The organism is Citrobacter sp. B72 (assembly GCF_016894305.1).
In the GTDB taxonomy this organism is placed as follows: domain Bacteria; phylum Pseudomonadota; class Gammaproteobacteria; order Enterobacterales; family Enterobacteriaceae; genus Citrobacter; species Citrobacter portucalensis.
Genome location: NZ_CP069801.1, coordinates 3,170,399 through 3,184,294, shown reverse-complemented (window position 1 = coordinate 3,184,294; position 13,896 = coordinate 3,170,399). Strand labels below are relative to the sequence as shown.

The window sequence follows — 13,896 nt, the reverse complement described above, 5'->3', positions numbered from 1 at the left end:
TCTGCCAACCTGTCTATACGGCGCAGCTGTGGTGGCTGCGCCGTTTTCATGGAAGACGACGCGTTGGGATTTTTTAAGAAATCATCCACATCACATGCTCGCTTAAACGTCCCTGCTTTGGTGCAGGTGGCGGCGCTGGCTATTATCATGATCCGCTGTCTCGATCTGTTGATGATTTTTAATACGCTTGGGTTTCGTGGAACCAGTGAGTTTATTCATCGCAGTGTGCAGACCTGGAATTTGACGCTGGTGTTTCTGGGCAGTCTGGTGCTGCTATTTATCGAAATTTACTGCGCATTTTCGCTGGTAAAAGGACGGAACTGGGCACGCTGGATCTATCTGTTGACCCAGATTATCGCCAGCGTCTATCTGTGGGCTGCTTCGTTGGGCTACGGATATCCAGAACTGTTCAGCATTGCGGGGGAGTCCAGACGCGAAATCCTGCATACGCTGGTGATGCAAAAACTACCGGATATGCTGGTATTGCTGCTGCTGTTTGTTCCTGCGTCCAGCAGGCGGTTCTTCCGTTTGCAATAACGTGTATAATCTTGGCCCCCGGTTAATTTGTAGGTCTTTGTATGCAGTGCGCACTATATGACGCCGAACGCTGTCGCTCCTGTCAGTGGATAACACAGCCTGTCGCCGATCAACTCTTCGAAAAAACAGCCGATCTGCAGAATCTGCTGGCCGAGTATCCGGTCGGAGAATGGTGCGCGCCGGTCAGTGGTCCGGAAAGCGCGTTTCGTAATAAAGCCAAAATGGTAGTCAGCGGCAGCGTGGAAAAACCGCTGCTGGGAATGCTGCATCGTGACGGTACGCCTGAGGACTTGTGCGACTGTCCGCTCTATCCTGAGTCTTTTGCACCCGTATTTGCCGCGCTTAAGCCGTTTATCGCTCGGGCGGGGCTGACGCCCTATAACGTGGCGCGCAAACGTGGGGAGCTGAAATATCTGCTGTTAACGGAAAGCCGATACGACGGCGGTATGATGCTGCGTTTTGTCCTGCGTTCTGACGCAAAACTGGCACAGCTGCGCGCGGCGCTACCCTGGTTGCAGGCACAACTCCCACAGTTAAAAGTGATCACTGCCAATATTCAGCCGGTGCATATGGCGATTATGGAAGGGGAGACAGAAATCTTCCTGACGGAACAACAGGCGCTGGCGGAACGCTTTAACGATGTGCCGTTGTGGATCCGCCCGCAGAGCTTCTTCCAGACCAATCCGGTAGTGGCGGGGCAGTTATATGCCACGGCGCGTGACTGGGTGCGTCAGCTTCCGGTTAATCATATGTGGGATCTGTTTTGCGGCGTAGGGGGCTTTGGTCTGCACTGTGCTACACCGCAAATGAAACTGACAGGGATTGAAATCGCGCCAGAGGCGATTACCTGCGCGAAGCAGTCAGCGCAGGAGCTTGGGTTGCAGAATCTGCATTTTCAGGCGCTGGATTCAACCCAGTTTGCTACCGCTCAGGGCGAAGTACCTGACCTGGTGCTGGTGAATCCGCCGCGTCGCGGGATTGGAAAACCGTTGTGCGATTTTCTTTCCCGCATGGCACCGCGTTTTATTGTTTATTCCAGCTGTAATGCGCAAACCATGGCGAAGGATATTCGTGAGTTGCCCGGGTATCGCATTGAACGCGTCCAACTTTTCGATATGTTCCCACACACCGCGCACTATGAAGTGCTAACGCTACTCAGCCGACAATAACTGCCATGCCTGATGGCGCTTCGCTTATCAGGCCTACAGAGATATGCAGGGCTGTAGGCAGGATGACAAATCAATAAATATATTAACGCATTACATTTTTCTGGTGCTCGCGCGAACTTGTAACGTTGATGGTAATTCAATGAATTTATCCGTCGAATTGCCAGCAAGGAGATCAAGTAACGTTTTTCCTGCGCGAGTTCCTGTTTCACTCCACGGGAACTCGACAGCAGTCAGAGAAGGTGAGCAAACTGCGGCAAGAGTACCACCACTCAAGCTTGCCAATGCCAGGGAGTTGGGCACTTTTTGTCCTGCACCATGGCAGGCCATAATGCAGCCGCAGGCAATTTCATCAGATGTACAAATCAGCGCATCCAGCTCTGGCCAGGTGATACGAATATCTCCCAGCAGGTTTAAACCGGTCGTTATGCCTGCTGGTAGGTGAGAGGTCACCACGCGATGTGGGGAGTGGTTAACCGAGAGCATGGCGCTGTTCCAGCCGCTCAGCACCTGGCGAAACATAATGTTATTGGAGGCGGTGCAGAGCAAGCCGATATTTTTATATCCGCTCTGCGCAAGGGAGGTGACCAGCTTTTTAATGGCCGCAGCGTAGTCAACGCCGATACTGACCCAGCTAGCATCGCGATTAATAGCACCAATCTCAACCACCGGCACGCCGGTATTACTTATCATCTGCGAACAACTGCTGATGTTATCAATATTGAACTGAACAATCGCCGCCGGATTATAGGCGAGCATTTGTGCAAAGGCTTTTTCTTCGCTTTGTCCACCCTGGCCGGACTCGATAAACATCATGCTGTAGCCCTGGGTCGCGATCACCGTCTGTAGCGTTTCGGAGACGGCAAGAAATCCAGGGGAGGAAAAAGAAGGCACCACACCCATTACGAGACTGGAGTCAGCAGAGGCGAGGCTGCGGGCCTGCAGGTTTGGCACATAGCCCAACTCGTTCACCGCTGCTTCGATGCGGGTGCGTAGTTCAGGATTCACTTTTTCAGGCATACGTAATGCGCGCGACACGGTCATCGTGCTAACGCCGACAAGTTTTGCCACTTCGGCGAGCGTAATTTTGCCAGTGTTTTTCCTGCGTTTTTCTCGCGCGCTATCGTCCGCTTGTAACGTCTGCACTGATGTCCTCCTTTAGCCTGTCTGGGCTCCTATTGTAAATGATGTTTAGCGTTTTGCGCATTGCCCAACTGCAAAGTAATAATAAGTATGGTTAATGAAGTTAGCGGTAACAAGAATTTTAACATCACCATCGTGTTAGCGCTAACTTTGCGAGGAAGATCACGGTAAGGCGTGAAGGCATTCCTCTATAGTAGGCTCAATTTCAACGCTATCGGGGTATTTATGATTACGACCTGGTTACCTACGGAAAATATCCAAATTGTGGATTCAGTCTGTGACTGGAAACAGGCCATTACGTTAGCGGCACAACCTTTATTGGATAAAGAGTCGATAACTCAGGCTTATATTAAAGCCATTTTAAATAGCCATCAGGAACTCGGTCCTTATTATATTTTAGCACCTGGTCTGGCGATGCCCCATGCTCGTCCGGAACAGGGTGGGATTAAAAATGGCTTATCGCTTTTGCATATTAAACAAGGCATTTCTTTTGACTCGGAAGACAATGATCCTATTTATGTGGTGATTATGTTATGTGCGATTTCGGGAGATGAACACATTAATATGATCACATCCCTTGCGGATATTTTTAGCGATGATGAAAGACTTTCAGCATTGTTAAAAGCATCCTCATTGGAGAAAATTCAATCCGTTATCAACGGATAGTGAGGTAAAGATGAAAAAAATTCTGATTGTGTGTGGTAACGGTTTAGGCAGCAGTTTTATCGTTGAAATGAACGTGAAAAAAATTATTAAAGAGCTAAATAAAGAAGCAATTGTTTCTCATACTGATCTGGCGTCGGCAAAAAGTGAAACTGCAGATATTATTCTTAGTGCTAAAGATATTGCTGAACATCTATCCAGCCATGCTGCACAGGTCTTTGGCTTATCTAATTTACTGGATAACAATAAAATCAAAGAAATTCTTTCCGAGAATCTCTGACTAATTTTTTGCGGCCCTACGGAGTCATTCTATGCTGCAGTTTATTATTCATGATGTATTGGGTACACCAGCAATACTGGTCGGTCTGTTTTCCATGATCGGTTTATTATTGCAAAAAAAAGCAGTCTCCGAGGTTATTTCCGGAACTCTTAAAACTATAATGGGTTTTGTAATACTAACATCCGGTGCGGCGATTGTTGCCACTACGTTAACAACGTTTAGCCAGTTGTTTGAGTACTCATTCCATATTCAGGGTGTTGTGCCAAATACTGACGCCATGGCGGCGTTGGCGCAGAAAAACTACGGTACCGCGACGGCAATGATCATGGTGCTGGGGATGCTGTTTAACATTGTTCTTGCCCGCATTACACCGCTGAAATACATCTTTCTGACGGGGCACCACACGCTGTATATGGCGGCGATGCTGGCTGTCATTCTCTCCGTCGGCGGCCTGTCACCATTTTGGGTGATACTGGTCGGGGCGGTGATCCTCGGCATCATGATGGTGGTCTCTCCGGCCATTCTGCAGCCGTTCACTCGCAAAATAACCGGTACTGATGATCTGGCACTAGGTCATTTTGGTTCAACTGGCTATCTGCTGTCGGCGCTGGTGGGAAAAGCGGTCGGTAAAGGTAGCCCGTCAATTGAAGAAATGCAGGTACCGAAATCACTGAATTTCCTGCGGGACTCCTCGGTTGCTATCTCTCTGACGATGATGATCCTGTTTGTAATTCTGGCGCTGGTTGCAGGTAAGGAATTTGTTGAGAGCAGCGTCAGTGGTGGTCAGAACTTTATCATCTTCGCCGTTATCCAGTCGCTGACCTTTGCGGCAGGCGTGTGGATCATCCTTGCGGGTGTACGCATGATTATTGCCGAAATTGTTCCAGCCTTTAAAGGTATCGCCGACAAGTTGGTGAAAGACGCCAAACCGGCGCTCGACTGCCCAACCGTCTTTCCGTTCGCCCCGAATGCCGTAATCGTCGGTTTTCTATCAAGTTTTGCCGCGGGTCTGGTGAGCATGTTCCTATGCCCTCTGTTTGATTTAAGCGTCATTGTTCCGGGTTTGGTACCGCACTTCTTCTGCGGCGCGACGGCGGGCGTCTACGGCAACATCTGCGGCGGTCGCCGAGGTGCGGTGGTGGGGGCCTTCGCTCACGGTCTGCTGATTTCGTTTTTGCCTGCAATCTTGCTGCCTCTAATGGGCGACCTTGGTTTTGCATCCACCACCTTTGGTGATGCGGACTTCGGCGTTGTTGGCATCATACTTGGGCATGTCGTTTCATTATTTAACTAGTTGATTCTTATGGAGGTAAGGTATGGCAGCTAAATTTTCGCCGTCGTTAATGTGTATGGATTTAACGCGGTTCAGAGAACAAATTACGGCAATGAACGGCCGAGCTGATTTTTATCACGTCGATATTATGGACGGTAGCTATGTGAAGAACATTACGCTGTCACCATTCTTTATCGAAAACCTGGGTGATGCTGCCAACTTACTGATTTAGTGTATGATGGTGTTTTTGAGGTGCTCCAGTGGCTTCTGTTTCTATCAGCTGTCCCTCCTGTTCAGCTACTGACGGGGTGGTGCGTAACGGCAAAAGCACCGCCGGACATCAGCGCTATCTCTGCTCTCACTGCCGTAAAACATGGCAACTGCAGTTCACTTACACCGCTTCTCAACCCGGTACGCACCAGAAAATCATTGATATGGCCATGAATGGCGTTGGATGCCGGGCAACCGCCCGCATTATGGGCGTTGGCCTCAACACGATTTTCCGCCATTTAAAAAACTCAGGCCGCAGTCGGTAACCTCGCGCATACAGCCGGGCAGTGACGTCATCGTCTGCGCGGAAATGGACGAACAGTGGGGATACGTCGGGGCTAAATCGCGCCAGCGCTGGCTGTTTTACGCGTATGACAGGCTCCGGAAGACGGTTGTTGCGCACGTATTCGGTGAACGCACTATGGCGACGCTGGGGCGTCTTATGAGCCTGCTGTCACCCTTTGACGTGGTGATATGGATGACGGATGGCTGGCCGCTGTATGAATCCCGCCTGAAGGGAAAGCTGCACGTAATCAGCAAGCGATATACGCAGCGAATTGAGCGGCATAACCTGAATCTGAGGCAGCACCTGGCACGGCTGGGACGGAAGTCGCTGTCGTTCTCAAAATCGGTGGAGCTGCATGACAAAGTCATCGGGCATTATCTGAACATAAAACACTATCAATAAGTTGGAGTCATTACCGAAAACCTGAAGAAAATTACCGATGTACCAATTGATGTGCATTTGATGGTGAATCACCCGGAAGATATTATTCCAATGTGTAGGTGATGCTGCCAACTTACTGATTTAGTGTATGATGGTGTTTTTGAGGTGCTCCAGTGGCTTCTGTTTCTATCAGCTGTCCCTCCTGTTCAGCTACTGACGGGGTGGTGCGTAACGGCAAAAGCACCGCCGGACATCAGCGCTATCTCTGCTCTCACTGCCGTAAAACATGGCAACTGCAGTTCACTTACACCGCTTCTCAACCCGGTACGCACCAGAAAATCATTGATATGGCCATGAATGGCGTTGGATGCCGGGCAACCGCCCGCATTATGGGCGTTGGCCTCAACACGATTTTCCGCCATTTAAAAAACTCAGGCCGCAGTCGGTAACCTCGCGCATACAGCCGGGCAGTGACGTCATCGTCTGCGCGGAAATGGACGAACAGTGGGGATACGTCGGGGCTAAATCGCGCCAGCGCTGGCTGTTTTACGCGTATGACAGGCTCCGGAAGACGGTTGTTGCGCACGTATTCGGTGAACGCACTATGGCGACGCTGGGGCGTCTTATGAGCCTGCTGTCACCCTTTGACGTGGTGATATGGATGACGGATGGCTGGCCGCTGTATGAATCCCGCCTGAAGGGAAAGCTGCACGTAATCAGCAAGCGATATACGCAGCGAATTGAGCGGCATAACCTGAATCTGAGGCAGCACCTGGCACGGCTGGGACGGAAGTCGCTGTCGTTCTCAAAATCGGTGGAGCTGCATGACAAAGTCATCGGGCATTATCTGAACATAAAACACTATCAATAAGTTGGAGTCATTACCCAATGTGTATTGATGCGGGAGCCGATATTATCAGTTTCCATCCGGAAACGGCGAATAACAAAATATTCCGCCTGCTGAACCAGATTAAAGATGCTGGTCGCCGGTGTGGCGTGGTGTTGAATCCGGCAACTCCAGCGGATGCTATTAAAGAGTACGCACATCTGCTGGATAAAGTGACCGTTATGTCGGTTGACCCCGGCTACGCAGGGCAGAAGTTTATTCCGGAATCACTCACCAAAATCAAAGAACTGATTGCGATGCGTGAAAATAAAGGCTACCACTACTTGACCGAGATTGATGGATCCTGCAACGAGAAAACCTTTAATGTGATCTCCCGGTCCGGCGTTGACGTCTTTATTGTGGGAACCTCGGGCCTGTTCTCCCTGGCGGATAATGTCAGTGATGCCTGGGATAAAATGGTCGATATCTATCAGCGCGAAGTCGCTGCCTAAAATTACAGCGTACTCAACCGTATTAAGCCATTACTTAGGGTAAAGAGTCTATTTAACCGATCTGTCTCTTTACTCTCGCTCTTGATTTATTCGGTTGAGGGCGCTGTAACCCTATTATATTAATGAAGGTGAGTTATGAATATTTCGGATGTGCTTAATGCAAAGAACATTAAGCTAAATATGATGGCTAAAACAAAAGAAGAAGCCATTGAAGAATTAACCGACTTATTAGTGCTTGATGGAGTTGTCATCAGTAAAAATGATTTTCTAAAAGATGTCTGGCTACGCGAGGAACAAGGCTCCACTGGGTTCGAGAATCATGTTGCGATCCCACATGGGAAATCCTCAGGCGTGGCCCGTACTGCATTGGCTATTGGACGAACCCAGCATCAAATACCCTGGGAAACAATGGATGGTAGTGATGTTCGTTGTATTATTTTATTTGCTGTTTGTCTAGTGGATCAAAATGCAACTCATATCCGTTTACTATCACAAGTCTCTGGCTCATTAGCAGATGAAGAAATAATAGAAAAATTGCTGAAAGAAAATGATCCTCAGAAAATCATCGAACTTTTGATCCCTGAAGATGAAGGCATTAACGCTTAATTTAATCAACACCTCTGCCATAGCATAGCAAATAATTAAATCCTGGAGAATAGTTATGAATATTGTTGGCGTTACAGCCTGTACTGTAGGTATTGCACATACATATATTGCGCAAAAGAAAATTGAAATAGCTGCGAAAAAAGCAGGGCATAATGTCAAAATTGAAACACAAGGCACTATAGGTATCGAGAATGCCTTAACCGCTGATGAGATCATACAAGCCGACATTGTACTGTTAGCCGCCGATGTTAAGGTTTCTGGTGAAGAAAGGTTCGCTGGAAAGAAAGTAGTCAGAGTGCCAACTGAAATGGCAGTTAAATCTCCCAATAAGCTTATTGAAAAACTCAGTGAATTAGTAAATTCATAACTTTTACCTATGCGTATCCTATATAAATTAAAGGGCGTAATTTATGAATATTAAAGAAGTATGGAAAGCAGCAAACCCTAAGGGTCATCTGCTTACTGCCATCTCATTCTTGATTCCCATTGTTTGTGGTGCTGGATTTATTATTGCAATTGGTATGGGTCTTGGGGGGACGGTTCAGGACACTTTAGTACCGGGTCAATTTGATCTGTGGCAGGCCTTCGCTACTATGGGGGCCAAGGCGCTTGGACTATTACCCGTCGTTATAGCTATCGGGATTTCCGGTTCTATCGCAGGTAAGCCCGGTATAGCCCCTGGTTTTGTCGTTGGTCTGGCGGCTAATGCTATTGGTGCGGGCTTCATTGGTGGCATGATCGGCGGCTACATTTCTGGGTATATTGCTCTTGTTATTATTAAAAATATGAAGGTGCCTGACTGGGCTAGGGGGTTAATGCCCACATTGGTTGTGCCATTTTTTGCATCCGTTCTCAGTGCCCTGATTATGGTTTATATCATCGGTACGCCTATTGGTATTTTTACAGACGCTCTTACATCGTTCCTGAGAAGTATGGGAACTTCATCTAATTTACTATTAGGTGCTGTTATAGGAGCGTTGTGTATCGTTGACTTTGGCGGTCCGATAAATAAAACGTGTTTTGCATTTGTCTTAACACTCCAGGCGCAGGGTATAAATGAACCAATTACGGCCCTGCAGTTAGTTAACACGGCAACACCTATCGGTTTTGGGCTTGCATTCTTTATTGCCAAACTTCTTCGCAAAAATATTTATAATAACGAAGAAATCGAAATGTTAAAATCGGCTGTTCCTATGGGGGTGGTGAATATTGTTGAAGGATCTATACCCATAGTTATGAATGATATCGTTCGTGGTATTGCTGCTGCAGCAATCGGCGGTGCTTGTGGTGGTGCAATCACCATGGTTTATGGCGCAGATGCAACAGTACCTTTTGGTGGTGTTTTGATGATTCCTACAATGTCACATCCAATGGCCGGTATTATGGCATTGATAGTTAATATATTTGTCACGGCTACTGTCTATGCCGTTATCAAAAAAGATGTTCCTCGGGATGTAATTATAAATAATGATCAAGAAGAGGAAGATATCGATTGGGATGATATTAAAATAAGCTAAGTACGTAATAAAAGTACTCCGTGTATATCTGAAAGCGTTCATCACACAGTGGGGGATTTACATCCCCCACTGGCGTGCAACATGCGAAAATAAAGCCCGTACTTGCGTACGAGCTCTTCTTAAAATATGGCGGTGAGGGGGGGATTGACTCGCTTTGCTCGCCCCTGCGGGGCAGCCCGTTCGCTGCGCTCCCGGTCTGTCCAACTGGCTGCGCCAGTAGTCGAACCCCGGTCGGGGCTTCTCATCCCCCCGCAGATCTGCAACATGCGAAAAAAAAGCCCGTACTTTCGCACGAGCTCTTCTTAAAATATGGCGGTGAGGGGGGGATTCGAACCCCCGATACGTTGCCGTATACACACTTTCCAGGCGTGCTCCTTCAGCCACTCGGACACCTCACCATATTGTATTGCTGCCTGACCGCTTGGGGGGCAACGGGGCGCTACTATAGGGAGTTGCGCTAAAACGGTCAAGCAGAATTTACGTGTTAACTCTCGTTTGGTTACGCAATATACATATTCCTCCGCCCAGGCAGGCGCGGAGGAAAGGATTAGCGCTGAGAGTCCAGTTTTTCGCCGCTGGTCACGACTTCCTGAGCTTTGCTGTAGCTTTCGATCAGCAACTGATAAGCCGGGAAGACTTTGGTATACACTTCCGCCCATTCGGCGGCGTCTTCACGGTTCCAAGTGCCCTGAATTTCAGAAGCGACTGCGGCGGTATCCATCGGCACGACGCCAGCCTGAACAACACGAGCCAGGGTGATTTCCTGCGCCATTTTGCTGTAAGTGCCGGAAGCGTCGATCACAGCGAAAACCTTATAGCCTTCCGCAACCGCGCTGATAGCCGGGAAAGCCATGCACACGCTGGTAATCGTACCGGCGATAATCAGCGTTTTACGACCCGTTGCTTTGACCGCTTTCACGAAATCTTCGTTATCCCAGGCGTTGATTTCGCCTTTACGCGCCACGTATTGGGCATGCGGCGCATTGGCGTGGATCTCAGGGATCAGCGGGCCGTTAGGTCCCTGCGGTACGGATGCCGTGGTAATCACCGGCATCTTCGCCAGAGTCGCCATTTTAGCCAGCGCGGCGGCACGCGCACGCAGTTCTGGCATTGGCATGTCACCGACGGTCTGGAACAGCCCGCTCTGATGATCGATAAGCAGCATGACGGAATCATTCACATCGATGACCGGACGTGAACCATTAAAGTTTGCAGGACTGGACATATTCTTCTCCTTCGATTCAGATTTGGCCAAAGCGGCCGGAGTTAAAATCGCGTACGGCTTCAGCGATTTCTTGTTTCGTGTTCATTACAAACGGACCGTAACCTACAATCGGCTCGTTCAACGGTTCTCCAGAAAGCAGCAGCACGCTGGCGTCGCTGGAGGCTTCAATATGCAGCGTTTTCCCCTGCTGGCTCAGCACCACCAGTTGCGCTTCGCTGGCAGACGTAGTGCCGTTTACGGTGATATTCCCTTTCAATACCACCAGGGCAGTACTCCATCCTTCCGGCTGGGACAACGTGAGCTGATGATTACGTTGCAAACGCATATCCCAGACGTTCAGCGGCGAGAAGGTATGTGCCGGGCCTTTTGTATCCTGATAGCTGCCCGCAATCACACGAACGCTCCCTGCTTCATCAGGCAGGGCGACAGTGGGGATCACATCGCTGCTGATGCCCTGGTAACCCGGAACGGCCATTTTGTCTTTTGCTGGCAGATTGACCCACAGCTGTACCATTTCCAGTTCGCCACCCTGACGGGTAAATTCAGGTGAATGGAACTCTTCGTGTAATATTCCTGCTCCTGCGGTCATCCACTGCACGTCGCCGGGGCCGATAATGCCGCCGCGACCGGTTGAATCACGGTGTTCAACTTCGCCGCTGTAAACGATGGTCACCGTCTCAAAACCACGGTGAGGGTGTTCGCCTACGCCGCGTTTTTCGTTACCCGGCGTAAACGTATGTGGGCCGGCGTAATCCAGCAGCAGGAACGGACTTAGTTGCTCAGCATGAGACTGGTAAGAAAACATCGAGCGAACCGGAAATCCATCGCCAACCCAGTGTGGGCGAGGTGCGGTGTAGACGCCTGTTACTTGTTTCATATGTGTCTCCTCTGTGGCGTTATCTTGATGTGAATAAGCTTATATTCATGACAGCGAGCTGAGTAGTAGCTAAAATAGTTCTCACTGTCTCATAAATAGGACAATTAGATGACAAAGCCGGATCTCAATGATTTTGCATGGTTTGTACATGTTGTAGAGGAAGGGGGATTCGCGGCGGCGGGTCGGGCGCTTGATGAACCGAAATCAAAACTAAGCCGACGGATAGCGCAACTGGAAGAGACGCTGGGAGTTCGACTGATTCAGCGAACCACCCGCCAGTTTAACGTGACGGAAGTTGGGCAAACCTTTTACGAGCACTGTAAGGCGATGCTGGTGGAAGCGCAGGCAGCGCAGGATGCGATTGCCGCGTTACAGGTTGAACCGCGTGGCGTGGTGAAGTTGACGTGTCCGGTCACGCTGCTGCATGTGCATATCGGGCCAATGCTTGCCCGTTTTATGGCGCGTTATCCTGACGTATCAGTGCAACTGGAGGCCACTAACCGCCGCGTGGACGTTGTTGGAGAGGGCCTGGACGTGGCGATTCGCGTCAGGCCCCGACCATTTGAGGATAGCGACCTGGTGATGCGTGTGCTGGCGGACAGGGGACATCGTTTGTATGCCAGCCCGCAGTTAATAGAGCAAATGGGAACGCTACATTCTCCGGCGGAGTTGACGCGTTGGCCGGGCCTGAGTCTGGCGACGGGTAAACATGTGCATCGTTGGGAGTTATTCGGGCCGCAGGGCGCACGTGCGGAGGTGCATTTCACGCCGCGTATGATCACCACCGATATGCTGGCGTTACGTGAAGCCGCAGTTGCCGGTGTTGGGGTAGTTCAACTTCCACAGCTGATGGTAAAAGATCAAGTAGCCGCGGGTGAACTGGTGGCATTGCTCGACGGCTGGGAACCGAAGCGAGAAATAATTCACGCAGTCTTTCCATCACGCAGGGGATTATTGCCGTCAGTACGCACATTAGTGGATTTCTTAACGGAAGAATATGCGCGGATGATTGAGGATTAAATACCTGACCTTGGCCCACAAAAAAGGCCGGTTAAACCGACCTTTTATTATCTGGACGCCATTCGGGCGTTAAAAACAATCAGCGACTACGGAAGACAATGCGGCCTTTGCTCAGGTCGTACGGGGTCAGCTCAACAGTCACTTTGTCGCCCGTCAGGATGCGGATATAGTTTTTACGCATTTTACCGGAGATGTGTGCAGTAACCACGTGACCGTTTTCTAACTCTACGCGGAACATGGTATTAGGTAACGTATCGAGAACGGTACCCTGCATTTCAATATTGTCTTCTTTGGCCATCTAATCCTCTGGGGTATCACTACCGTAATTTGAACCGGCAAGATAATGCCGAAGTTCTTTTAATAAGTAAAGATTTGTGCGTTTAAAACACAGCAAATCGGGTTTGGCGCATTACTCTAACCACACACGGCAAAGCCGCACTTAAAGCGCAACGTGTAAGGGAACGAGGAGATAAACGATAGGCGTTGCCTGACGCGAACTGTTCCTTAACGGCGGCGGGGTAATGGGCTAAACCAACTCTGCGCGACAATTATAACACCCCGACAAAAAATGTGCCGAAAACATTCACCCCTGAGGCGAAAATAACGTCCTGGGAACCCAGAAATGGCTCGGTAGCCGCTGCTGGCGCAGTCTGCTCAGGTGTTCAAGGTACTCCCGACGTGGGGTTTCGACGGCGCCCAGCGAAGCTGTGTGGCTATTTAATACCTGGCAATCGATTAATTTTCCGCCCTGACGGATAAATTCAGCGCAAAAAACAAGCAGTGCGGTTTTGGACGCATTTTCCTGACGGCTGAACATTGATTCGCCACAAAATAGCGTACCTTGCGCCACGCCATACATACCGCCCACTAATTCATTTTGTCGCCATACTTCAATGGAGTGCGCATGGCCCAGCTCGTGCAGGCGATGGTAGGCGTCCACTACATCATGCGTTATCCAGGTGCCTTCTTCCCGGTCATTGGCGCAGCCTTCAATCACCTGACCGAACGCGTAATTGAGCGTCACGCGATAAGGCGAGGTTTTATGAAAACGTTTCATGCTGCGGCTGAGATGAAATTTCTCGGGCCAAAGAATGGCGCGTGGATCGGGCGACCACCAAAGGATGGGGTCGCCAGGTGAAAACCACGGGAAAATTCCGCGCTGGTAGGCCATTAACAGTCGGGCTGGACTGAGATCGCCGCCAAGCGCCAACAAACCGTTAGGCTCGCGTAAAGCGCCTTCCGGTGAAGGGAAGGCTATAGAATGGCGGGACAATTGCACCAGGCGCATGACAGCGAAACTCCACTACGCGAGTT

At 49.7% G+C, this 13,896-nt stretch carries 16 protein-coding genes, 1 tRNA gene and 3 pseudogenes; 14 read left to right on the top strand and 6 right to left on the bottom strand.

Features of this window, described 5'->3' with window-relative positions:
- Positions 1-48: 48 nt before the first annotated feature.
- Positions 49-537: a YbjO family protein gene (locus JQN59_RS15235; protein WP_003035378.1), complete on the top strand. Its 489-nt coding sequence runs from the start codon at positions 49-51 to the stop codon at positions 535-537.
- Positions 538-578: 41 nt separating this feature from the next.
- Positions 579-1,706 (top strand): 23S rRNA (uracil(747)-C(5))-methyltransferase RlmC, encoded by a 1,128-nt coding sequence (rlmC, locus tag JQN59_RS15230; RefSeq protein ID WP_103015122.1) that lies wholly within the window; start codon positions 579-581, stop codon positions 1,704-1,706.
- A gap of 90 nt (positions 1,707-1,796) precedes the next feature.
- Here rlmC and JQN59_RS15225 read toward each other — a convergent pair whose 3' ends face one another.
- Entirely contained in the window at positions 1,797-2,849 is a 1,053-nt protein-coding gene (locus tag JQN59_RS15225; RefSeq protein ID WP_136391671.1) for a LacI family DNA-binding transcriptional regulator, read from the bottom strand.
- Positions 2,850-3,071: 222 nt separating this feature from the next.
- On the opposite strand from JQN59_RS15225, the gene JQN59_RS15220 reads away from it, so the two are divergent.
- From JQN59_RS15220 to JQN59_RS15170, 11 genes and pseudogenes are all read left to right on the top strand, one after another.
- Complete coding sequence (locus JQN59_RS15220) at positions 3,072-3,512, top strand: PTS sugar transporter subunit IIA (RefSeq protein WP_204528088.1); 441 nt, start codon at positions 3,072-3,074, stop codon at positions 3,510-3,512.
- A 10-nt stretch (positions 3,513-3,522) separates the two neighbouring features.
- Complete coding sequence (locus JQN59_RS15215; protein ID WP_204528087.1) at positions 3,523-3,789, top strand: PTS sugar transporter subunit IIB; 267 nt, start codon at positions 3,523-3,525, stop codon at positions 3,787-3,789.
- A 31-nt stretch (positions 3,790-3,820) separates the two neighbouring features.
- Complete coding sequence (locus JQN59_RS15210; protein WP_204528086.1) at positions 3,821-5,083, top strand: PTS ascorbate transporter subunit IIC; 1,263 nt, start codon at positions 3,821-3,823, stop codon at positions 5,081-5,083.
- 22 nt (positions 5,084-5,105) lie between these two features.
- A pseudogene (locus JQN59_RS15205) lies at positions 5,106-5,267 on the top strand (allulose-6-phosphate 3-epimerase); the annotation flags it as partial.
- 55 nt (positions 5,268-5,322) lie between these two features.
- Positions 5,323-6,020 (top strand): IS1-like element IS1B family transposase gene (locus JQN59_RS15200; RefSeq protein ID WP_095033700.1). Its coding sequence is split into 2 segments (ribosomal slippage): positions 5,323-5,572 and positions 5,572-6,020, totalling 699 coding nucleotides; the frame shifts between segments, so codons are not numbered across the junction.
- A 15-nt stretch (positions 6,021-6,035) separates the two neighbouring features.
- A pseudogene (locus tag JQN59_RS15195) lies at positions 6,036-6,116 on the top strand (allulose-6-phosphate 3-epimerase); the annotation flags it as partial.
- A 56-nt stretch (positions 6,117-6,172) separates the two neighbouring features.
- Positions 6,173-6,870, top strand: a protein-coding gene (locus tag JQN59_RS15190) for an IS1-like element IS1B family transposase (protein ID WP_095033700.1) whose coding sequence is annotated in 2 segments (ribosomal slippage) — positions 6,173-6,422 and positions 6,422-6,870 — 699 coding nt in all. Because the reading frame shifts where the segments join, the coding sequence is not laid out codon by codon here.
- A gap of 14 nt (positions 6,871-6,884) precedes the next feature.
- Positions 6,885-7,337 (top strand): annotated as a pseudogene (locus JQN59_RS15185) (allulose-6-phosphate 3-epimerase); the annotation flags it as partial.
- A gap of 135 nt (positions 7,338-7,472) precedes the next feature.
- The gene (locus JQN59_RS15180) at positions 7,473-7,943 is read left to right on the top strand and encodes a PTS sugar transporter subunit IIA (RefSeq protein WP_063940633.1); all 471 of its coding nucleotides are present in this window, start codon (positions 7,473-7,475) and stop codon (positions 7,941-7,943) included.
- Positions 7,944-7,998: 55 nt separating this feature from the next.
- Complete coding sequence (locus tag JQN59_RS15175) at positions 7,999-8,310, top strand: PTS fructose transporter subunit IIB (RefSeq protein WP_103284954.1); 312 nt, start codon at positions 7,999-8,001, stop codon at positions 8,308-8,310.
- Positions 8,311-8,353: 43 nt separating this feature from the next.
- On the top strand, positions 8,354-9,460 hold the full coding sequence (locus JQN59_RS15170; RefSeq protein ID WP_149607859.1) for a PTS fructose transporter subunit IIC: 1,107 nt from the start codon (positions 8,354-8,356) through the stop codon (positions 9,458-9,460).
- 310 nt (positions 9,461-9,770) lie between these two features.
- On the opposite strand, the gene JQN59_RS15165 is transcribed toward JQN59_RS15170, so the two are convergent.
- The 3 genes from JQN59_RS15165 to JQN59_RS15155 form a co-directional block, all read right to left on the bottom strand.
- A tRNA-Ser gene (locus JQN59_RS15165) sits at positions 9,771-9,858 on the bottom strand.
- 149 nt (positions 9,859-10,007) lie between these two features.
- Positions 10,008-10,685: an isochorismatase family protein gene (locus tag JQN59_RS15160; RefSeq protein WP_003831673.1), complete on the bottom strand. Its 678-nt coding sequence runs from the start codon at positions 10,683-10,685 to the stop codon at positions 10,008-10,010.
- Between the two features lie 16 nt (positions 10,686-10,701).
- The gene (locus JQN59_RS15155; RefSeq protein WP_003831674.1) at positions 10,702-11,562 is read right to left on the bottom strand and encodes a pirin family protein; all 861 of its coding nucleotides are present in this window, start codon (positions 11,560-11,562) and stop codon (positions 10,702-10,704) included.
- Positions 11,563-11,670: 108 nt separating this feature from the next.
- On the opposite strand from JQN59_RS15155, the gene JQN59_RS15150 reads away from it, so the two are divergent.
- On the top strand, positions 11,671-12,582 hold the full coding sequence (locus JQN59_RS15150; RefSeq protein ID WP_003831675.1) for a LysR family transcriptional regulator: 912 nt from the start codon (positions 11,671-11,673) through the stop codon (positions 12,580-12,582).
- Between the two features lie 79 nt (positions 12,583-12,661).
- Here the strand turns inward: JQN59_RS15150 and infA are convergent, their stop codons facing one another.
- Both infA and aat read right to left on the bottom strand, forming a co-directional pair.
- Positions 12,662-12,880 carry a translation initiation factor IF-1 gene (gene infA / locus JQN59_RS15145; RefSeq protein WP_002211347.1) on the bottom strand — a complete coding sequence of 73 codons (219 nt, stop codon included), beginning with the start codon at positions 12,878-12,880 and terminating at the stop codon, positions 12,662-12,664.
- A 285-nt stretch (positions 12,881-13,165) separates the two neighbouring features.
- A complete protein-coding gene (aat, locus tag JQN59_RS15135; protein ID WP_048214584.1) occupies positions 13,166-13,870 on the bottom strand; it encodes a leucyl/phenylalanyl-tRNA--protein transferase in 705 nt (234 codons plus the stop codon).
- Positions 13,871-13,896: the final 26 nt, after the last annotated feature.

Bases quoted from the DNA above. Each gene is read 5' to 3' on its own strand.
- JQN59_RS15160 (WP_003831673.1), bottom strand. From the start codon at position 10,685: ATGTCCAGTCCTGCAAACTTTAATGGTTCACGTCCGGTCATCGATGTG.
- JQN59_RS15155 (WP_003831674.1), bottom strand. From the start codon at position 11,562: ATGAAACAAGTAACAGGCGTCTACACCGCACCTCGCCCACACTGGGTT.
- JQN59_RS15180 (WP_063940633.1), top strand. From the start codon at position 7,473: ATGAATATTTCGGATGTGCTTAATGCAAAGAACATTAAGCTAAATATG.
- rlmC (WP_103015122.1), top strand. From the start codon at position 579: ATGCAGTGCGCACTATATGACGCCGAACGCTGTCGCTCCTGTCAGTGG.
- JQN59_RS15175 (WP_103284954.1), top strand. From the start codon at position 7,999: ATGAATATTGTTGGCGTTACAGCCTGTACTGTAGGTATTGCACATACA.
- aat (WP_048214584.1), bottom strand. From the start codon at position 13,870: ATGCGCCTGGTGCAATTGTCCCGCCATTCTATAGCCTTCCCTTCACCG.
- JQN59_RS15235 (WP_003035378.1), top strand. From the start codon at position 49: ATGGAAGACGACGCGTTGGGATTTTTTAAGAAATCATCCACATCACAT.
- JQN59_RS15170 (WP_149607859.1), top strand. From the start codon at position 8,354: ATGAATATTAAAGAAGTATGGAAAGCAGCAAACCCTAAGGGTCATCTG.
- infA (WP_002211347.1), bottom strand. From the start codon at position 12,880: ATGGCCAAAGAAGACAATATTGAAATGCAGGGTACCGTTCTCGATACG.
- JQN59_RS15220 (WP_204528088.1), top strand. From the start codon at position 3,072: ATGATTACGACCTGGTTACCTACGGAAAATATCCAAATTGTGGATTCA.
- JQN59_RS15150 (WP_003831675.1), top strand. From the start codon at position 11,671: ATGACAAAGCCGGATCTCAATGATTTTGCATGGTTTGTACATGTTGTA.
- JQN59_RS15210 (WP_204528086.1), top strand. From the start codon at position 3,821: ATGCTGCAGTTTATTATTCATGATGTATTGGGTACACCAGCAATACTG.
- JQN59_RS15215 (WP_204528087.1), top strand. From the start codon at position 3,523: ATGAAAAAAATTCTGATTGTGTGTGGTAACGGTTTAGGCAGCAGTTTT.